We start from the raw sequence: 21,564 nt of genomic DNA, 5'->3' as shown, positions 1-21,564 counted from the left end.
AAAAAACAAATGTTGTTTATATAAAAATGAAAAAATATACCCTTGAAAGTCGCTATACTAGTTTTTGCAGCAAGTTGGAAGTTCTTGCCGCAGATACTTTTCTAAAGTTTAAAGAGAACAGCATCTGACATGTTGTTCTCTGCTTTTCAAAAGTAATTGATAAAACTTTCAAATAAAATCTCAAAGGAGCAACAAAGAAATGAAATTAAACAAACTACACCTAGTTAGCGGTGTCGCTTTAGCTGCGATCGCAGTATCAGCCGTAACACCAGCATTTGCAGCAGAAGAAGTAGGCGGACAAACAAATTCTCAAGGAACGATCACTTTCAGCGAAGATGGCGATGGTGGAGAAGAAGGCGGCGGCGGTGGAATCATCGACCCGGTTGACCCAGAAAATCCAGACATTGAAGAGCCAGGCGGCGGCGGAAATGGTGGCGGAGACATGGAAGGTCCACTAACGATCGATTTCGTATCAGGTATTGACTTTGGTAACCGTAAAATCTCAGGTAGTACTCAAAAGTATTATGCAAAATATAATGGATCAGTAAACTCTGAAGCAGAAACTGTCTACTTACCAACATTTGTTCAAGTAACAGATAACCGCGGTAAAAATGACGGATGGAAATTAGAAGTTTCAAATACACAATTTGTAGATGCAGACACAAACGAAGAATTAGCAGGAGCTGTTTTGACTCTTGGATCAGATAACCAAGTATTTACACAAAACGACAATGGCGCTTCTTCAAAAGTAGCTGCAAAAGGGAACATCAAATTAGATGGACAAGGAAAAGATCAAACGATCGTAACACCAGCAACAGATAAAGGTATGGGTGTGAACAGTATTGCATTCGGTACTGAAGAATATGGTACAGCTACTGACACAAACAGCGCTGTAACATTAGAAGTTCCTGGTAAAGCTAAGAAAAATGAAGATGCAACATACGTATCAGAATTAACTTGGACATTATCTCAAACAGAAGTATAAAAATAAAAAATATATTTTAATAGTAGAAAGAGGCAATCAAATTGAAAATGACTAAACAAAAATTAATCAGCAGCCTTGCACTAAGCGCATTAGTATTAGGTATTGCAACTCCTGCATTAGCAGATGAAGCTACATCAAACGCAACTGTAACATTCGTCGAAGATGAAGGCCCAACAGATCCAGGTAACCCAGGTGAGCCTGATCCAGATCCAGATCCAGGTGAACCAGATCCAGAACCAGGTGGAGGTGGCGGTGAAAACGGCCCGTTGAGAATCGACTATGTTTCTCACATGCAGTTCGGAGAACAAAAAATTTCAGGTAGCACAAAAGCTTACCACCCACTATTAGCAAAATGGAACTACGAAGAAGGATCTGTATACATCCCTCAATTTATCCAAATCACTGATAACCGTGGAACAAATGACGGTTGGGATCTACAAGTAGAACGTACTGAATTCCATACAGCTGATGACGATATCTTAGCAGGAGCAGAACTTAAAATCACAAACGGTGAAGTCGTAAATATGGGCGATGCACCATCATCTGCAACACCAGCAACAGTAAATAAAACAGTAACAATTCCAGTAGGTAGTGCAGCGAAAGTAATGGCTGCAAAGGAAGACCAAGGGATGGCAACATGGTCGTATTCTTTTGGTGAACCTAAAGATAGAAATGAAGCTTCAAAAGATCCAAAAGAAGAAAACCAAGATGTTACTTTATCAGTACCAGGAACATCTAAGAAAATTGCAAATGCAGAGTACTCTTCTGAGTTAACTTGGACTTTAGTAGCCAGCGAAGCTTAATTGTCATATTTGCGAAGATATGGCAGAGTGGGAAACTTTGAACAGTATTTACTTGAAGGTCTCATATTGAAGAAAACGTTAAGTAATCTGATATAACCAAGTAAGCACTTGATACTGTGACAGCTCTTTCAGTGGTAGACAGAATGAATCCTATGAATATAGTATTCATTCTGTGTCTATCACGTATTCAAAATTTTAGAAAAAAGAGACACGACTGTCATAGCCTTATGCAAATACAAGAAAAGAGGAAAGAAACAAAATGAAAAGTATCATGATCAAACAAAAACTGCTTAGATTAATAACAGTAACTTCCATTATAATTGTAGTCAGCTGCCAATTTTTATTTGGCGCAACTAGTGCTTTAGCAGAAAATATGAGTTTTGCTGTCACACCTGAAATTCCCCAAAATCAGAAAGATAGAAGTAAAACATATTTCGACTTAGAGATGAAACCAGATCAAAAACAAACGCTCGATATAACCTTAAAAAACAATACAGATAAAGAACTGACCGTTGAAGTCAATGCGAATACAGCTTTTACAAACGACAACGGTGTAGCAGACTATAGTCAGTCTGACCGGACAGATTATGATAGTACATTGAAAACTCCATTTTCTACTATTGTAAAACCGCAGCAAAAAGAGATCAAATTACCTGCGAATGGACAAGCGGTTTCTAAAATCGATATCACTATGCCTAAAGAAGAATATGATGGATTGATCTTAGGTGGATTACATTTTAGCGAAAAACAGGAAGAAACAGAAGACACCAGCGAAGGCGGTGTCCAAATTAAAAATAAATTTGCGTATGTCGTCGGTGTATCTTTACGAGAAAACAGCAATGAAGTAAAGACACATTTAGAATTGAATGACATTGAACCAACTCAAGTAAACTATCGTAATTTTGTACAGGCTAATTTGCAAAATACAGAAGCAGAAATCGTAAAAGATTTAAACGTGGATGCTCGTGTATATACTGAAAAAGGCAAAGAAGTACTGCATGAAACGAAAAAAGAAGATATGAGAATGGTCCCTAACTCTAATTTTAATTTTCCTATTTCATGGGACAATAAAGAATTCAAAGCAGGAACCTATCGACTTGAAATGGATGCAACAGGTGATGGAGAAGACTATCACTGGGTAAAATATTTTACTATTGATAATAAAGAAGCGAAAAAACTAAACGAAGCTGCAGTTGAATTGGATAAAGAGTCTAAACTTTGGTTGTACATTCTTATAGCTGCGATCGTTATTATTCTTCTTTTGATACTTTTGATTATATTTGTTTTACATAAAAAGAAAAAAGAAGAAAAAGAGCCAAGCAAAAAGGGAAATGGAACAAAAAACAAAAGCAAGAAAACCAATAAAAAAAGCGCAACACCCAACAAGAAAAAAAGCAAATCCCAAAAAGGATCTAACGATACTAAATAATGAGGAAATAAGTAAATAGTCTGATGGACTATTGGAAAAGCGAGGCGGCGGATAAATGAAGAAAAGACTTTTAGTAAAAGTTAGCTGTGCAGTATTAGTTTCAGCGGCTTTAATGCCAATGTCACAGGTGTTAGCAAAAACTGACACGTTCACATCCGATGAAATAACTGAACACTATAAAAGTAAAAATCTTACAACCTCCGAAGAACAAGAAGATGATGTACTTGAATCCTCAGAAACAGAAAATGAAGAAACACAAGCAACGACAGATGCTGAATTAGATGAGGAAATAAATTTAGATGATAATTCTACACGACTGTTAACAGATTTTGGTGAAGAATATACAAGAGATAAATTTAATATAGATAGTTCATTTGAAACATTGACACCAGGAACGACAAAAGATGGGTTTATTACAGCGGAAAGCGGTGTTATGTTTGGGTTCCGTGGAATGATGGACCGTTCAAGAGCCGGTGTACAGACTTCTGGTACGTATTCACATGGTTATTTAGAGCCGATCATCTTAAAAAAAGGGTCCTCAGCAACTGCTGATAGATCCTATGTATATAATAATAGCTATTACTTTACTGCTCAGAGTATCAATCCCTATGTGAATGGTACACGGATCAATAAAGGTTCAAATAATGCGATCATTGGTCTAGGAAATAGTGGGATCACTCGTTATTCTTATCAAAAAGATAAAGAGATCCACTTTTTCAAAAAAGATAGCGAAGACAGTAATGTCGGTGAACTGAGAGCAGTGATGTATACGGAAGATGGTTTTGATATCGAGTTTTCATTGGTATTAGATAAAGCTAAAGGTGTATCTAGTCAAAGATGGAAATTCATCAACAATCGTGATGAAGATATCGATTTTGGTGTAATGGAGTATGTGGATACCTTTGTAGATAGTGACTCTGTACCGATCTATTCGCTAGGTGGGGATAAAGGATTCTATATGCAAGTTAAAGGGAAAGAACAATTCAATGTTATCCTGCAAGATAAGAACAATGAATGGATCAGTGACTATACGCACTACATTCCAGGGATGATCACAGGATCTACTTCTGGCGGCTACACAAGTGTTCGTTACAATAACGCATTTGGAGATGATTTTTCAAAACCTGGATATGAAGGTAGAGATTGGGCTAGAAACCAACAAATGATTCCTGGTCGAGATTCTGGGTATCAGTTGGGAACAGATGTTAAGACCTTGAAACCTGGTGAATCGATGACAACAGGTGCTGACTATTATTATGGTGATGCGAAAACTGAACCAGAGCTTGATGCAGATACGGATGAGCATATCTTCTATGATACAGCTAGTACTGTGGCTGATATCCACTATGAATTAGACGATATTGAAGGCGATCATGACAAGCTTTATATCAAATACAATGATGAGGAAGCTGAATTGGTTGAAGAAGTCGATCTAGATGAGACGCATCATACCTCAGGCAATATTAAATTAGATCAGTCTCGTCTACATTTGGGAGACAATACTGTAGAGTTATATTCTGAAAATAACCTAGAAGTTAAGTCAAATGTAGTCTCCTTAGATGAAGAGATTCGTCACTTAGAAGCAACACCGGAAATTACGAAAGTAAAACAGAATGAAGCACTTGATTTGACGTCGTTTGGTGAAATCATCAAAGAGCATAATACGATCCATGATCCTGTATTAAGTTATGGTGCTGATGGCCCTGCAGATACATCAAATATTGGCTTTAAATGGTCAGATGTCATTCTAGCAGATTCTAAAACACCAGATATCGATAAGATCGATCTAAAAGTTCCAACAAATATTTATAACAAGAATACGGAGTTTTTCGATCTTGAACTGGTTGCGATCGATGCAATCGATGTGGAATTGACTGCAACAGAAGTAAGAGCTTGTGAAAACGAAGCAGCATTATTGAAGCTGATTCAAGAAAAAGCAGAATTAAAAGCTTGGAATATGGATGATGGAACAGATCCCTCAGCAGCTGTAACAAGTACAACGACAAAAGCAGAAGAAGGCACTTATAAGGCTGTCATTACAGCAAAAAGTAAAGAAAATAAAGAAGTGAAACGTGAAATAAATGTTCACGTGACTGAGGATGTAGCACAGGAACTTGCTATCGTAGATGTCCCTGCTAACATCATATTTGAAAAGAGTGCGATCAATTCTTCTACTATGTATGTAAATAAAGAAGATAATGTAGACATTTTATTGAATACCTCTTTAGAAGTTGACTGGCTATTGACTGTAAATGCAGAGAATTTCAAAAATTCTGATGGTGAAGAAGTAAAAGATATCTTGATCAATAAACGAAATGGATTAGAAGAAATTGTTTCTCCAACAAACAGCTCGATCGTTATGGAGGGCTCAGCGGCAGATGCATCCTCAAACTATGAAATAATGATGTCTAAAGATGATGGGTTATTATTGAAAGTCAGACCTGGGCAAGTAAAATCAAAAAATTATACATCTGTTGTAACGTGGACATTGACAAGTGATCCTACAAGATAAGGAGGAAGTTTAAATGTATAAGTACAAAAAAAGAGTTATTTCGTTTTTGTTGTGTTTAGGCATGATTGCTTGTTTCAATAGCTTTAATCAGCCCGTTTATGCTTCCAACTATACAACGAACGGTGTGGTAGAATTCACGAAGACAACGGAAACGACAGATACAACAGACACAACAGATACAAGTGAAAATGAAAACGGCCAAAAGCCTTCTGAAAGCAAAGAATCAGAAGTAGATGGAACTTCTTCCAGTAAAAAGCCAGTAGGTAAACTACCTTCAACAGGTGAAATCATTTCTAAGCTGTCTACCGTAGGAATCGGTCTGCTTATCGTTCTATTTTGTTTATTCCTTCTAGGACAAACAAGGAGGAAAAAACATGAAAAATAAACAACGAATTATTTTAGGAGCAGCATTGATTGCTGTCGGTACATCGATCAGCAGCAATGTTTGGGCTGAAGATGGAGGCCAAACCAATTCGGATGCATTTTTACGCTATGAAAAAAATCTTTCTGTCGTTGAACCAGTAGATCCTATTGATCCCCCCAATGTCATAGATCCAGGTGAAGAAAAACCAGGGACAGAAGGACCTCTAAGCATCGATTATGCATCTGATTGGAATTTTTCTAGTCATGAGTCAAGCGATAAAAGTGAACATTATTACGCAATGAAAGATAACGTCCGTCTGGTAGATGGAGAAGAAAAAGAAGTACCGAACTTTTTCCAAGTAACTGATAACAGTGGTAAAAATGCGGGCTGGACATTATACATTCAGCAAAACGGTCAATTTAAAACAGAAAATAGCTCTTTAAAAGGTGCTCAAATCGTTTTACAAACGCCGGAAATTTTTACGATCGGTGATGGAGAAGAACCTGCAACAAAAGGAACGATTCAATTGGATCCTAGCGGTCAGTTAAGTCCATTACTTGTGGCATCGGAAAATGAGGGGACTGGCACGTGGATTGGCATGTTTGGCAGTGAAGAAACTGCTGATACTGCGATCCAACTAAAAGTCCCTGAAAAAGCAGCCAAAGAAGAAGGGAAATATACGACTTCTTTTACATGGACACTAGCAACTGGTGAAATATAAAAAGTATTAAATTTTATAAAATAGTAATAACAACAGGTTAGCAAAGTCAAAGAAAAATATTGTTCATTCTTTTAGAAAAAGACCCGTTTCAAGCATCCTATTCGTCGTATGAAGTGTTAAGATAGCAAGTATTTTCTTTGATCATAAGCTTCAACCAGAAGGATTTACTATTTGTACTAAAATTGCAGAGGTCAACTTTTGATCTGATCAAGTATCTTGATAAAAAAGGAGATAGTTACCTCTGCCTTCACCACTGATTCGTTTTTAAAGGGACCTGCACCTAACGTATACGTTAGGTGCAGGTCCCTTTAAAAATTACTGAAATAGTTTATTTCTTCCCAAGTTATCGCTTCATTTCAATTCTTTTGACATTCCAAAGCGCTATACTCAAGAAAAAAATACTTGATAAAAGTAAAATACTGATTGGAACCAACACCTCGTGAGAATAGTTCATGATGATTCCTAACTCCTCTTTAACAGCCTGTGTGACTTCAGAAGAATCAGCTGCAAATGCATTTTCAGTCAAAATACGTCGAATCAAAACGATTCCGCTGGTCAAAGGAAAATATTGAATCACCGTTCTTGTTGCTTCCGGCAGACTTCCGATAGGTACATAACAACCCGTTAAAAAGCCGAGCAAGGGACCTATTATTGAGGTCATCGTGGAAAAGGTATCGATTCGTTTGAAAAAGCTGGCAACAAAAAACATAAATGCAGATGAACATAAAACAGTTAAAAAACCAGCTAAGATCAGCAAGATAAATTGTGGTAAAGACAACCAAGTACCGTTTGAAATAAAAACGATATAACACTCAGCCACGATGATCACTGCCAGTGTAATGATCGTAGAGATCAAGAAGGTGCTAAGGAAATAGCCGAGCATGATTTTACTTTTAGCGATTGGCGAGATCATGAAGTCGGTATAAACATTTCGTTCTTTATCTCGAATCAGCTGACTGACAGAGCCTAATGTAGAGCTAGCAGAAGCAATTCCGGTCACACCGGCTAACATCCAGGTGTCGATCACTAATTGCGGGTCGGATAACATCGATAATTGTTTGACGATACTGTCACCAAGCAAAAAGACATATAAACCGATCATGATCAAGGCGCCGATAAATGACCCTACCACTGCTTGTTTATTTTTAAAAAATAAGGCTAATCCTCTATACACTAATGCGTTCATAAATCTTTCGCTCCTTTTTGATGATCGATAGAAAAACATCTTCCAATGTATTGCATCGATAGGTCATTTTCAAATTTTCTGGTGTGTCATAGGCCACGGACTGTCCTTCTGCCAGCATTAAAATCATATTTGAATCTCTGGCTTCTTCCATATAGTGTGTGGTCAATACAACGGTCATTTGGTATTTTTCTTTCAACTGATGGATCAATGTCCACATATCTGCGCGTGAGATGATATCTAATCCAGTTGTCGGTTCATCTAGAAACAATAACTTCGGAGTGTTTAGCAACGCTCTGGCAATATCCACTTTCCGTCGTTCTCCTCCTGATAGTACCCCGTAGCGCTTACTTAACAAATGGGTGCCTTGGACATCCTGAAGTTTTTCTTCTGCTAATTTTTTTGCTTCCTTCCAATTTTGAGTATAAAAATAAGCTCTCATCACCAAATTTTCTTTTACAGATAATTCTGCATCTAAGATGCTATTTTGAAAAACAACAGAAATCAGTGATTTGTGTTCGAATGAGTCTGTCGTTAGCGCTTTTCCATCAAGAGTTATATCTCCAGTATCTGCTTTTATCAGACCTAAAATCAATGAGATCAATGTTGATTTTCCAGCTCCGTTTGGTCCAAGGATTGAAAATAATTCCCCTTTTTTAATAGAAAACGAGAGAGATTTCAATGCTTCATGCTGCTCATATTTTTTTCCGAGGTTTGTTACTTTAACTAAGTCATCCATTGTTTCGCTCCTTTTTACTTTTGTTGATAAATCAACTATAACGATTTATTTTTAGGAGAACAATCGTATTTGACTAAGTGGTCTGAAATCGAAACTAAGTGGTAAAAAAAGAGGCTGAGACAAAAGTGTTTAGCTCCGAGAAATAAGAAGGAATTCACGAAAATTACTCTACAAATTTTTGTGAATTTCGGCTTATTTCCGAAGGGGCTACTTTTTTCTCGCCGTTTATTTCGCTCTCTTCCGTTTTTGGATAAATTCATTGATCTCATCTGCCTGTTTCCGATCATTACTATACATAATAAATCGAATAAAGAAATAGATCAGAAAAACGATCATGAAATTCAATAACAAACCAACTGTTCCAAGTTGCCAATGTAATAGCATATTTGCAAGCGCTATTTGCAGACAGATGATCAGTAAGTAAAGACTTTGATGGAAAAGAATACGACGACTGGAATATTTTTCATTATCTTCAATTAGAAAGTGTAATAAACCTGAAATTGCTGAAATCAGCAGCATATATGCAAGGGAATGAGTTAAAGCCTCTGTCTGAAGAAATAAATTGATGATCACCAAGGTCGTAAAAATCAATGAAGTCAAGCGAAAACTTTCTTTTAAATATTCTTTTATACGCATCTCAACGCTCCATTCCTAAGCCTTTTTTTAATTCTGGGACATATTTTCTTGATATAGCGACTTTTTCACCATTTACCAATAACGCTTCAAAACGTCCGCTGAGTAGTGGGGCGATCGCTTTGATCGATTCAATATTCAAAAGCATCGATTTAGAAACGCGAATAAAATCAAAGTAAGTCAGCTTCTCCTCAAGCTGATATAGCTTATCTGCGTTTTGATAGACTTGTTTTTCAGTATAAAGAAAACTTTTTTTGTCGACGACTTCAATATAAAAAATATCTGCAAAAGGAATTTTATAGATCGTATTTTCAACTTCACCGATCAAAAATTGTTCGTCTTCTTTCAATATACCAATGACTTTTTCTATAGTGGGAGATAATTGATGTATTTTAAATGCAGCCTGTTCCTCGGTGTGTAGATCAATGATTTCGATGGTCGTTTTCACACTAATATCCTTTCCTACATATTATTTAGGACTATTATAGCATAGGAATCAAGAGGTGCTAAAAAGAGGAAGAGATCATTTGATACAGTACAAATGCCGTAGTAAACTATAAGTAGAAAGAAGGGATCAGTGTATGAAGATCACACAATTATCTATCGACACGTTAGAACGAGCGCAGGAAAGGTTTGAAGAAACCTTGGATCAAATGAATGTAAATGAAGCCAATACGATGCCTCAACCATTGATCAAATCAGTCACTTGGCTTATCTGGCATACCGCACGTGAGCTGGATTATCAGATTTCTGAGTTAAATAGAACAGACCCTTTATGGCTGAGCGCTGGCTGGAGTGAACGGTTTGCTCTAGATTTACCTGATGATACAGAAGATTGGTGCCATACCCCTGAGGAGGCAGCGAAAGTAGTCGTAAAAGATAAACAGCTGTTGATCGACTATTTGCATGCAAGTATTGCTTTGACCAATAAATATTTAGAAACGTTGGAAGAAGATAAGCTGAGTGAGATCATTGATGAAAACTGGACTCCGCCAGTAACACGCCAAGTACGAATAGTTTCTGCAATCGACGATGCGGTCATGCACTCAGGTCAAGCTGTCTACACAAGAAGATTAGTGATTGGAAAATAGAGAAAAGCGAAGCATTAAGAAATATGCTCGTTTTTGATCGATAGTCAAATTTACAAGAGGTTGAGACAGAAGTGCTTATTTCCGACCTTCAAAGCTTAGGGCTTTAGCCCTTAGCATTTGATGAGATCGGAGTGCAACGTAGTGGGATTGCTTCTGCTCTCACCGTTTATCCGGAGTACAGGTTTCAGGGATTTGACTCGCAGAGTTTTGTCCCAGTCACCCTCTTTTTTGTGGAGAATAACATAAAGCTTTGTTAGTAGAATCAAGTTTTACATAGATTTTCAGAAAATCAGCTTGACCTTCACTAGGAGTTTATCGTAGAATAGTTAGTCAGCGAACTATTAAGGCGGTGAAGAAATCATGAGCAGGAAAACGGCGCTTAAAGTAAAAATCGTATCAAATGAGCTGAATAGAAAAGTGGCTGAAATTCTGAAAGAAGACGGTGAGCCTTCATCCGGGATCCAAATGCGGATTCTGAATTTTATTCATCGGAAAAATTGTAAATCAGCAGCAGTCTATCAAAAAGATGTTGAGCAGGAATTCGATATTCGCAGATCGACAGTGAGCGGGATCTTACAAAGATTGGAAAAACGAGGAATGATCGAACGTCAATCCTGTAAAGAAGATAATCGTTTGAAGGCGATTTTTCTGACAGCGGCTGGTGAGCAGAAAGTCAGGGAGAATATTGATAAATTGGAAAGTTTTGATGCTCGCTTGATCAACGATATTCCAACAGAAGAATTGGATGTATTTTTTCATGTATTGGAAAAACTGTCAGAAAACAGTAAAAATATCAAAATAGATAAGGGAGGCAATTGACTGTATGATAAAAAAATTACTTGCTAATGTTGGTGAGTACAAAAAAGAAAGTATCATCACGCCGATCTATGTGACTGGAGAAGTTGCATTAGATATTATTATTCCATTGATCATGGCAATGATGATCGATAATGGCATCGAAAAAGGCGATACAAAAGCGATTTTGATGTATGGTGGATTATTATTTATTTGTGCGATCATTGCGTTATTCTTTGGTGCAATGTCCGGTCGCTATGCGGCGGTCGCTTCTGCTGGGTTTGCAAAAAATTTGCGGGATAATTTATTCTCTAAAGTTCAGGCATTTTCATTCTCAAATATTGATCGTTTTTCAACGTCAAGTTTGATCACACGAATGACGACAGATGTGACTAATATTCAAAATGCCTATCAAATGATCATCCGTTTGCTTGTGCGCAGCCCACTGATTTTCTTTTTCTCTTTATTGATGGCATTTAAAATCAATGGTGATTTATCAGTGATTTATTTGGCAGTCGTACCATTTTTAATGATCGGGTTAGGACTGGTGATCTATTTTGCCCATCCGATTTTTGAAAAAGTTTTTCGGATCTATGATCGGTTAAATAATGTTGTACAAGAAAATCTTCAAGGGATCAGAGTGGTCAAGTCCTATGTTAGAGAAGATTTTGAAGATGAAAAGTTTAAAACAGTTTCAAAAGATATTTATAAAAATTTCTCACGTGCACAAAGTATCGTGGCATTCAATAATCCGATATTGCAGTCAGCAGTCTATACGTGTATGCTGCTTATTTCTTGGCTGGGCGCAAAGTTTGTCGTTGGCGGAACATTGACGACGGGTGAATTAGTTAGTATGTTTACCTATACGATGCAGATTTTGATGAGCTTAAACATGCTTTCTATGGTTTTTGTCATGGTCATCATTGCGCGAACATCCGCAGAGCGTGTCACAGAGGTCCTATCTGAGGAAAGCGATCTGAAAAATAACGAGCATCCATTATACGACGTGCCAAACGGAAGTGTGACCTTTAAGGATGTTTGTTTTAGTTATGCCAATGATCCTGAAAAGCTTGCACTGAAGCATGCAGATATGTCGATCAAATCAGGCGAGGTGATTGGTATTGTCGGTGGAACAGGAAGCTCAAAATCAACCTTGGTCCAACTGATCCCAAGACTTTATGATGTGACAGAAGGTCTAGTCGAAGTCGGCGGTCATGACGTTCGCGATTATGATTTGAAGACACTTCGAGATCAGGTTAGTATGGTGCTGCAAAATAATGTGTTGTTTACAGGGACTATCAAGGAAAATCTGCGTTGGGGGAATGAAGACGCAACGGATGAAGATTTGATCCGTGTGTGTAAGATTGCTCAGGCGGATAGTTTCATTCAAGAATTTCCCGATAAATACGATACGATGATTTCTCAAGGCGGAAATAACGTTTCTGGCGGTCAAAAACAACGGCTGTGTATTGCAAGAGCGCTGCTGAAGCAGCCTAAAATTTTGATCATGGACGATTCTACTAGTGCAGTCGATACCAAAACGGATCGTTTGATTCGTGAAGGGATGAGACAGGAGATTCCTGGAACAACGACCTTTATTATCGGTCAAAGAGTTTCTTCCGTTCAAGATTCAGACCGGATCATCGTGATGGATAAAGGTCTTATCGATGCAATCGGTACACATGAAGAGTTGCTAGAATCGAATCCGATCTATCAGGAAGTCTATGAATCGCAACAGAAAGGATTTGGTGAAGACGATGAGTAATGAGCCTAAAAAAGGTGTCCGCGGGCCCCAAAATCCTTTGAAAACCTTGAATCGTTTATTTTCTTATATGCTACAGAAATATAAAGGGTTATTAGTTTTAGTTATCTTCTTTATTTTGTTGAGTACGTATGCGAATGTTCGCGGCTCGCTCTTCCTTCAAGTCGTGATCGATGATCATATTACGCCGTTGTTAGGACAAAGCGATCCTAATTTTTCAGGACTATTGAAAGCAATCACAACGATGGCTTTGATTTATGGCATGGGGATTTTAAGTAATCTGTTTTACAATTTGATCATGGTGCGGATCAGCGAGGGGACACAAAAAGAAATTCGTGACCAAATGTTTACCCATATGGAAACCTTGCCGATCGGTTATTTTGATTCAAATTCTGATGGTGATATCATGAGTCATTATACAAATGATACAGATACACTGCGTCAAATGATCTCTCAAAGTATCCCTAATTTGTTAGCAGCAGCAGTCAGCTTTATCAGTGTATTTATTGCTATGTTTACGATCAGTGTGCCATTGACGTTGATCGTGATTGTTTCTGTAGGCATCATGATTTTTACGATTCGGATGATTGCAGGGAAAAGCGGGAAGTATTTTGGCAAGCAGCAAAAAGATTTAGGATCAGTCAACGGTTACATCGAAGAAATGATGCATGGACAAAAAGTGGTTAAAATTTTTAATCATGAACCAAAAGTGATCGAAGAATTTACAGCACTGAACGAATCACTTCGCCAAAGTGCAACACAAGCGAATAAATACGCCAACAGCTTGATGCCGATCATGATGAACCTGTTGAACATCCAGTATGTGTTGTTAGCGATCATCGGTGGATTATTTTCTGTTTATGGCATTTCAGGGCTAACGATCGGTATGATCGCTTCTTTCTTGCAATTGAGCCGTTCGCTAAATATGCCGATCAGTCAGGTGTCACAGCAAATCAACTTTGTGATCATGGCATTAGCGGGTGCGGATCGGATTTTCCGATTGATCGATGAGAAACCAGAAGTAGACGAAGGGTATGTCACGCTAGTCAATGTGACGAAAGAAAATGGTCAGCTAGTAGAAAATGAGCAACGGACAGGGATCTGGGCTTGGAAACATCCGCACGAAGATGGTTCTGTGACTTATACTGAGCTAACAGGTGATGTTCGTTTTGAAGATGTTTCGTTTGGCTATACCGAAAATAAGAAGGTACTAAAAGATATCCAATTATATGCTGAACCTGGCCAAAAAGTTGCTTTTGTTGGTGCAACAGGAGCTGGTAAAACAACCATCACAAATTTGATCAATCGTTTTTATGATATTCAAGAAGGTAAGATTCGTTATGATGGTATCAATGTGAAGAAAATCAAAAAACATTCGTTAAGAAGATCATTGGGCATTGTATTACAGGATACGCATCTATTTACAGGGACGATCATGGAAAATATTCGTTATGGAAATTTAGGTGCATCGGATGAAGAAGTCATTCAAGCAGCACAGTTAGCGAATGCAGAAGCGTTTATCAATAATTTGCCGGATAAATACAATACAGTGATCACAGGAGACGGAGAAGGGCTATCTCAAGGTCAACGTCAACTGTTAGCGATCGCCAGAGCCGCCATTGCTGATCCGCCGGTCATGATCATGGATGAAGCGACATCTAGTATCGATACGAGAACGGAAAAGCATGTTCAAGCGGGGATGGATCGATTGATGGAAGGCAGAACAGTTTTCGTTATCGCTCACAGATTATCAACGATTCAAAACTCAGATGTGATCATGGTAATGGATCATGGACGAATCATTGAAAGAGGAAATCATGAGGATCTCTTAGCTGAAAAAGGTGTTTATTATCAGTTGTATACAGGCAAAGTTGAATTAGATTAATAGTAAGAAAAGGCTGAGACAAAAGTGTTTAGCTCCGAGAAATAAGAAGGAGCTGCTTTTTTCTCGCCGTTTATTCGGGTTTAGAGAGCGAAACAAAACTGCTTTTTAGTTTTGTCCCGCTCTCGTTCTTTTTTTGAAATATACGACTAGCTGTTGTTTTCTAAAATAGACTATGCTACCGTAATGAAAGGGTATTCATTTTTGAGATTTACTCTAATAAAGAAAAAGGGGGAGTCGTTTGGTACAGTACTGAACGCATAAAAAATGAAAAAGTATTTAAGCATGGGAATAACTATTTTACTTGGGATGGGATTTTTAGCTGGCTGTTCTTCAGAAAATAAGGATACTGCAAGTAGTGGAGAAAAACAGGAGACCAATGAAAAAACAGTAACGATTTTAGGAACGTCTGATATCCATGGGCGCTATATGGCTTGGGATTATGCGACAGACGTTGAAAATAAAATCGGAAGTTTTGCCCAAATTGGAACGATCGTAAAGGAAATCAGAGCGAAAAACGACAATGTATTATTAGTTGATGCTGGTGACTTGATCCAGGATAATTCAGCAGAGCTATATAAAGACGATGAGCCGCATCCAGCAACAGAGGTCTTGAAGGCATTGGATTATGATGTTTGGACAATGGGCAATCATGAGTTTGACTACGGGTTTGGTGTATTGGATAAGATCACTGATCAATTCGAAGGTGGTGTCTTAGCTGGGAATGTCGCATTAGAGGATGGAACGCCGTATTATGATGCATATAAAATCGTGGAACAAGACGGTGTCAAGATCGGATTTATCGGTATGACAACTCCGATGGTCGCAGAATTTAAAAAGGATACGGATATTTTTGACGGGAAAAAATTGACAGATCCAGTAGAAGAAACGAAAAAAGCTGTAAAAGATCTGAAAAAGAAGGTCGATGTTCTTGTCGGTGTTGTTCATATGGGTATCGATAATGAAAATGATGTGCACAACACAGGAGTTGCTGATATGGCAGAAGCGGTACCAGAATTGGACGTTGTTTTTGCAGGACATATGCACACGTTGGTTGAAGAAGAGTTTATCAATGATGTTTTGATCGTTGAACCGGATAAATACGGACGATATGTTTCTCGGGTGGATATCGACTTAGTAAAAAAAGGTGACAGCTATGAAGTGAAGAAAAAAGCTGGTTCAGCGATCGAAGTAGCCAGCTATGAAGAAGATCAGGAGATCAATGATCTTTTAAAAGCTTCTCATGAAAAAGCCAGAAAAGATGCTAATACAGTGCTGGGTGAACTAACCGGAATGGATTTAGTGCCAAAAGATGAGATCAAAGGTATTTCTTCTGCACAAATCCAAGAAACGCCATTGGTCAATTTCTTTGGCGAAGTGATGCTTCATTATAGTCAAAATGCGGATGTTGTTGCATTTCAGATCGATACAGACACGCCTTCTCTAGATATGGGAGAGATCAAGAAAAAAGATATTGCCCGAAATTATCAATTTACAGATGGCGAAGTGACTGTCTATGATATTACAGGGAAAGATTTAAAGGATTATATGGAGTGGGGAGCAGATTATTACAATCAAACAAAACCAGGAGATGTAACGGTCAGCTATAATATTGAACGCCGTTCCAGCAAATATAATACAAATGATCGTTTCTACAATGTAAAATACGATATCGATCTATCCAAAAAAGCGGGCGAACGTATTACTAATTTGCGAAGACTCGATGAAACGCCGATCACAGATGGAGAAAACTTAAAAATTGGCATGAATCAATACCGAATGAACTTTTTAGTTTCAGAGGATGGACCTTTGGCTGGACGTAAATTCAAAGAAGGCTACTCCACGTTTTCGCAAGAGGCATTTGGTGAAAAAGAAGGACGAATTCGTGAACTGGCTGCTCGTTACATCAAAGAAGAAAAAAATGGCGTGTATGAAGGGAAACTTTTAAATAATTGGCGCATTGTTGGTGTGGATACAGAAGCGCCTGAAAGAAAAGCAGTCGTGGAGTTGATCAATGCTGAAATAGTAGAATTGCCTAGCGAAGAGGGTGTGGCGAATATTGCGTCGATCAATATATCTGAGCCGGTGACGGATAAAGAGATCCAAGAGCTGACGAAAAAAGCTGGTCTGGATACCAAAGATACTGAAGGGATCAAAACAACAGGGGAGCTTTATCAAAAAATCAATGAACTACGAAAAAAATAGGTAGCTAAAAAGATGAGACGAACATCGTTTAGGTTCGAGCTGGAAGTTTTTCATATTACTCGGTACTTGCGAAATTTCCGAAGTGTCTATCTGGTTATCGTTTTTTAGTAAAAATTAGTGTCCGAGACAAAGCTTTTTTTCGTTTTGTTTCGGATACTTTTTTGTCTCTTAGTTCAAATTGTTTCAGTATTTGTTCTGTGATAGTATAAGTTGATACTTCTGATGAAGAGTAGATTGAGTAAGGAGAGCGAAATACGATGATGAGGAATATAAAATTAACGATCGAATATGATGGTGCTAGGTATCTTGGCTGGCAGCGTCTCGGGAATTCTGATAAAACGATTCAAGGCAAGATCGAACACGTATTGAAACAGATGACAGGAGAAGAAATAGAGATCATCGGCTCGGGGAGAACCGATGCAGGAACGCATGCACATGGACAAGTGGCCAATTTTAAATCAAACACTGCAATGGATCCAAAGGAGATCATAGAGTTCGTAAATCGTTATCTTCCTAGAGATATCGTTGTGAAAATGGTAGAGGATGTGCCTGAGCGATTTCATGCTCGATATAATGCGGTTGGGAAAAAATACAGCTATTATGTATGGAATGAGTCTATTCCAACAGCATTTGAACGGAACTATAGTTTTCAATTTCCACAACAACTAGACATTGATTTAATGAATGAAGCCTGCCAAAAATTGATTGGAAAACATGATTTTATCGGTTTTTCAGCTCTAAAGAAAACAAAAAAATCTACTGTTCGAACAATCGATGAGCTATCGATCGAACGTGAAGGCCAGTTGCTTCATTTTACATTTGTCGGCGATGGATTTCTGTATAAGATGGTTCGGATCATCATGGGAACACTTTTGGAGATCGGCAGTGGAAAGAGGTCTATCACAACGATCGACGACATATTTGAGCAAAAAGTTCGAAGCGAAGCAGGCGAAACAGTGCCGGCGCAAGGACTTTTTCTTGATGAGGTGTATTATTAAGAAAGTCACGTGTTTAGTTTGAGCAAGTAATATGGACCTAATAACTAAAAGAATTTAAACATAAACTCAGAATGAAATGAACAGCACAGGTTATAAAATAAATTGATGGCTGGAAAATTTGCCAATAAATGACCCCAAAGTTGAAAGATGGACAAGTAACGGTTATTTAGTTTTCTTTATACTTAAGTTTTTACAGGATATGGGCTGGCTAATAATTTTGTGTTATACTAGAAGTTATGTTATTTATTTAAAGTCTATAATGTAAAAAAGGAAGAGTTTATGATTAAAAACAAATCTACAAAGTTCAATTACTTACCGATAATTGTGGCCTGTTTGTTTATGGTGGTTCAACGAGTGTTACGTTCAGCAATAGAAATTCCTGAATATTCGGGGTATGTGACACGGTTCTATTTATATCAAATCGTGAATGCGATTGTGATGGTAGGGATCAATATTTTTCCTATCTATTTAGGATTTTATGCGCAGAAATTTAAAGAAAAGAACATTTTTAGGAAATTGAGCCATTATTTGCTACTGTATATACTAACATCATTAGTGATCAATGTTTTTTTCTTCTTCTTGCAAAATTCACTTAATATACGGGATTATTGGATGATTCTTTTTCCAATCAGTCAAAATAATTTCGGCTACAGTGTATCTTGTGTGCTTATATTGCTATTTTTACCTGTGCTTATCTCCTGGCTGGATCAAACGTCAGAACAAACACTCAAAATAAGTGTGTTGTTTACTTCTTTTTTGTTTGTGGTGTTACCAACCTTATTTAGTAAAGACTTATGGGGATTCCAAGAAGGGAAGAGCATTCTGTGGGTCTTATATCTTGTTTTGATCGGCTATTTTTTAAAACGGATGAAAGTACTTCAAAAAGTTCGTTTTCCTTTGATCCATTTGATAGTCAGTGTGGTATTTTTGGTCAGTACTATTTTTATTATGGCTGTAGTCTCCTTACAAATGAGAAATGATGTGTCGACTGCAACTCGTTTTTGTGTGCCGTTTTCTCTGTTTGCTATGTACTATACAGTCAGTTTATTCCTTAGTCTGGAGAGTCGGAAATATTTGAGGTTGAATGTTTCAACGGACATGATTGCTGCAACATTGATCAGTAACCAACTGGCGATCAATGTTCCTTTAGTTCCTTATATTATTTCTACGTATTATCGAAAATCTTATCCAGATTCTGGAGCACAATGGCTGAAATCACTAGTGATGTATATCATTCTTTGGTTTGGTGCGTCAGTTATGTTGACCTTTGGTAATATTTTGATTCAAAAAACAAAGAGTTTCACTTTCATTGCTCGGAAATTGGCGGTTGAATCACCGAAAGATCTGCAGCGTAAGCTTTTAAGTGTATGTCAATGGCTAAAAAGGAAACAGCGTCTCCTCTTTACTGCGATGTTTTTTTATGTGTTCACGATCATCCAAATGCTTTTGATTTCAGAGACGCAATTGAGCATCAGTGTTTCTGATACTGCAAATGCGTATGGGTTTATTCTGCTGAAAAGACAAGCACCGATTTTTTTAAATGTTTTGATCATCATGATGTTTTTCATGTTCTTATTGATAGTCACGAACAAATTTTGGCATTCATTTATCCTAACTGTGATTATTGATTTAGTGATCACGATTTCGAATTATTTAAAGATTGCGTTGCGGGAAGAACCAGTGCTGCCTTCTGATTTAAAGCTTTTGTCAGGAATAAATGAAATTATCGATATGGTCAACCCAATCATCATTTTTGCTGGGGTAGCTGTGATCATCTTATTGGCAATTTCCAGCTATGTATTAGAACGTAGAGCAAAACGTTTATATAATTTAAAAATCAGCTGGAAAAAAAGAGGCATTGGATTGACAGTTATTGTACTGTTCTTTTCAAGTTTGTTTTTTGTAAATCATAAAAATTCTCCGTCTTATTTATTTTTTAATCTGTTTAGAGTCAATCGTTATTTCTATAATCAAAAATTAGGCGCCCAAATCAATGGACCAATCGTCCAATTTTTGAACAATATCGATGTATTAGTGATGGATGAGCCGGCAGGTTACTCAGAAGAAAAAATCAAGGAAATCATGAAAAAGTATGATAAAGAAGCAGAGACCATCAATAAAGATCGAGTGGACTGGGCTGAAAATGAAACGGTGATCTTCAATCTTAGTGAAAGTTTTAGTGATCCTAAACGAGTCCCTAACCTGACGATCGATAATGATCCTATGCCGTATGTTCGACAGCTGATGAAAGAAACGACGAGCGGGTTGATGTTGTCTAATGGATATGGTGGAGGCACTGCAAATATGGAATGGGGAGCATTGACAAGTCTTGATATAAGTAATCTTTCCCCTACATTACCTACACCTTATACTCAATTAGTAGAAAAACAGATGATTTCACCAAACATCACGAATTTATTTGAAGACAATATAGCAATCCATCCCTATGTTGCTACTCTTTATAATCGTAAAAATGTCTTTGAAAAATTTGGTTTCGATACCTTTTATTATGTAGATGGACCGGATGAATTAAAATACCAAGATAAAATAGACGATAATATCTATATCTCCGATTTTTCAGCCTATAATGAAACGCTGGATAAATTGAAGGCTAACCTTGATACGACACAGTTCATTCAATTATCTACAATGCAAAATCACATGCCCTATAAAGATTATTATCAAGAGAATAATTTTTCATTTAGCGGGAATGCAGTGGTGAGAGACCGACAATCCGAGCTGAATACTTATATGCAGGGAATGTATTATACGGATGAAGCAGTTCGTTACTTTATCGAAGAATTGGACAAAATAGAAAAACCGATCACATTTGTCTTTTATGGCGATCATTTACCTTCTCTTTACAGCGGGAATAATATGGGGAAATATGGTTTAGTTCAGCATGAAACGGATTACTTTATTTATAGTAATCGCTATAGCCGCGAGCGCAGTCAGAAGTTGAATAAGAAAATTGTTGCTCCTTACAATTTTTCAGCATTGGCATTAGAGCAAGCTGATATTAAAATCACCCCATTTTATGCATTGATGACAAAGTTGACTAATGAAGTGTTAGCTTCAACGACAGATCCGTCTGCTAGTATTTCAAATAACTATAATGGTCAAAAGATCTTTGTGACCGATACTAATGAAACATTATCTGAAACTGACTTATCAAGTAAGCAAAAAGAATTGCTGGATGAGTACCGTTTGATACAGTATGATTTGACTGCGGGTGAAGAGTACGCTGCTGAATGGGCAAGTCAATCAGTTATAGACCGATAATGTTTGTACCATTTATTTGTTTTAAACGACTGGATCGTCACTCGTAGAGTTATGGACCAGTCGTTTTTTGTGACTAAGACAGGTGGATATATGCGTGAATAGTTTGTTATTAGGACACATTTTTTTCAGGAAGCCCTGAAATTATCGACCGTTATAAGTAACTCCTCTACGTATAATAAA

At 37.5% G+C, this 21,564-nt stretch carries 17 protein-coding genes and 1 pseudogene; 14 read left to right on the top strand and 4 right to left on the bottom strand.

The annotated features are described in order from the left end of the window. Positions 1 to 199 precede the first annotated feature (199 nt). From A5889_RS07635 to A5889_RS07610, 6 genes are all read left to right on the top strand, one after another. Positions 200 to 985, top strand: a complete 786-nt coding sequence (locus A5889_RS07635) for a WxL domain-containing protein (protein WP_087640688.1) — start codon at positions 200 to 202, stop codon at positions 983 to 985. Positions 986 to 1,032: 47 nt separating this feature from the next. Next, complete coding sequence (locus tag A5889_RS07630; RefSeq protein ID WP_242585395.1) at positions 1,033 to 1,788, top strand: WxL domain-containing protein; 756 nt, start codon at positions 1,033 to 1,035, stop codon at positions 1,786 to 1,788. Between the two features lie 259 nt (positions 1,789 to 2,047). Continuing rightward, positions 2,048 to 3,217: a DUF916 and DUF3324 domain-containing protein gene (locus tag A5889_RS07625; protein ID WP_087640690.1), complete on the top strand. Its 1,170-nt coding sequence runs from the start codon at positions 2,048 to 2,050 to the stop codon at positions 3,215 to 3,217. Positions 3,218 to 3,272: 55 nt separating this feature from the next. Beyond that, a complete protein-coding gene (locus A5889_RS07620; RefSeq protein ID WP_087640691.1) occupies positions 3,273 to 5,729 on the top strand; it encodes a hypothetical protein in 2,457 nt (818 codons plus the stop codon). Positions 5,730 to 5,742: 13 nt separating this feature from the next. Beyond that, positions 5,743 to 6,114: an LPXTG cell wall anchor domain-containing protein gene (locus A5889_RS07615; protein WP_087640692.1), complete on the top strand. Its 372-nt coding sequence runs from the start codon at positions 5,743 to 5,745 to the stop codon at positions 6,112 to 6,114. After that, on the top strand, positions 6,104 to 6,814 hold the full coding sequence (locus A5889_RS07610; RefSeq protein ID WP_087640693.1) for a WxL domain-containing protein: 711 nt from the start codon (positions 6,104 to 6,106) through the stop codon (positions 6,812 to 6,814). Before A5889_RS07615 ends, A5889_RS07610 begins: the two co-directional genes overlap by 11 nt. A gap of 343 nt (positions 6,815 to 7,157) precedes the next feature. Here the strand turns inward: A5889_RS07610 and A5889_RS07605 are convergent, their stop codons facing one another. Next, complete coding sequence (locus A5889_RS07605) at positions 7,158 to 8,000, bottom strand: ABC transporter permease (protein ID WP_087640694.1); 843 nt, start codon at positions 7,998 to 8,000, stop codon at positions 7,158 to 7,160. Next, entirely contained in the window at positions 7,981 to 8,736 is a 756-nt protein-coding gene (locus tag A5889_RS07600; RefSeq protein WP_087640695.1) for an ABC transporter ATP-binding protein, read from the bottom strand. Before A5889_RS07600 ends, A5889_RS07605 begins: the two co-directional genes overlap by 20 nt. A 114-nt stretch (positions 8,737 to 8,850) precedes the next feature. Here A5889_RS07600 and A5889_RS07595 point away from each other — a divergent pair. Continuing rightward, positions 8,851 to 8,949, top strand: a pseudogene (locus tag A5889_RS07595) (DUF3788 domain-containing protein); the annotation flags it as partial. A gap of 12 nt (positions 8,950 to 8,961) precedes the next feature. Here the strand turns inward: A5889_RS07595 and A5889_RS07590 are convergent. Continuing rightward, complete coding sequence (locus tag A5889_RS07590) at positions 8,962 to 9,372, bottom strand: DUF3021 family protein (protein ID WP_087640696.1); 411 nt, start codon at positions 9,370 to 9,372, stop codon at positions 8,962 to 8,964. Between the two features lies 1 nt (position 9,373). After that, a complete protein-coding gene (locus A5889_RS07585) occupies positions 9,374 to 9,817 on the bottom strand; it encodes a LytTR family DNA-binding domain-containing protein (protein WP_087640697.1) in 444 nt (147 codons plus the stop codon). A 133-nt stretch (positions 9,818 to 9,950) separates the two neighbouring features. Here A5889_RS07585 and A5889_RS07580 point away from each other — a divergent pair, with 133 nt between their 5' ends. The 7 genes from A5889_RS07580 to A5889_RS07550 all read left to right on the top strand — a co-directional run bounded on the left by A5889_RS07580 (position 9,951) and on the right by A5889_RS07550 (position 21,384). Beyond that, complete coding sequence (locus A5889_RS07580; RefSeq protein ID WP_087640698.1) at positions 9,951 to 10,460, top strand: DinB family protein; 510 nt, start codon at positions 9,951 to 9,953, stop codon at positions 10,458 to 10,460. Between the two features lie 360 nt (positions 10,461 to 10,820). Continuing rightward, positions 10,821 to 11,279 (top strand): MarR family winged helix-turn-helix transcriptional regulator, encoded by a 459-nt coding sequence (locus A5889_RS07575; protein ID WP_087640699.1) that lies wholly within the window; start codon positions 10,821 to 10,823, stop codon positions 11,277 to 11,279. Positions 11,280 to 11,283: 4 nt separating this feature from the next. After that, on the top strand, positions 11,284 to 13,020 hold the full coding sequence (locus tag A5889_RS07570) for an ABC transporter ATP-binding protein (protein ID WP_087640700.1): 1,737 nt from the start codon (positions 11,284 to 11,286) through the stop codon (positions 13,018 to 13,020). Then, the gene (locus tag A5889_RS07565) at positions 13,013 to 14,902 is read left to right on the top strand and encodes an ABC transporter ATP-binding protein (protein ID WP_176372856.1); all 1,890 of its coding nucleotides are present in this window, start codon (positions 13,013 to 13,015) and stop codon (positions 14,900 to 14,902) included. The genes A5889_RS07570 and A5889_RS07565 overlap by 8 nt, the downstream gene beginning before the upstream one ends. A gap of 264 nt (positions 14,903 to 15,166) precedes the next feature. Continuing rightward, the gene (locus tag A5889_RS07560) at positions 15,167 to 17,104 is read left to right on the top strand and encodes a bifunctional metallophosphatase/5'-nucleotidase (protein WP_087640702.1); all 1,938 of its coding nucleotides are present in this window, start codon (positions 15,167 to 15,169) and stop codon (positions 17,102 to 17,104) included. 260 nt (positions 17,105 to 17,364) lie between these two features. After that, positions 17,365 to 18,102, top strand: coding sequence for a tRNA pseudouridine(38-40) synthase TruA (gene truA / locus A5889_RS07555; protein ID WP_087641528.1), 738 nt, complete (start codon positions 17,365 to 17,367; stop codon positions 18,100 to 18,102). Positions 18,103 to 18,381: 279 nt separating this feature from the next. Further along, entirely contained in the window at positions 18,382 to 21,384 is a 3,003-nt protein-coding gene (locus A5889_RS07550; RefSeq protein WP_176372819.1) for an LTA synthase family protein, read from the top strand. Positions 21,385 to 21,564 lie beyond the last annotated feature (180 nt).

Source organism: Enterococcus sp. 9D6_DIV0238 (assembly GCF_002174455.2).
GTDB lineage: Bacteria > Bacillota > Bacilli > Lactobacillales > Enterococcaceae > Enterococcus_L > Enterococcus_L dunnyi.
This window is presented reverse-complemented; position numbering and strand designations above follow the sequence as displayed.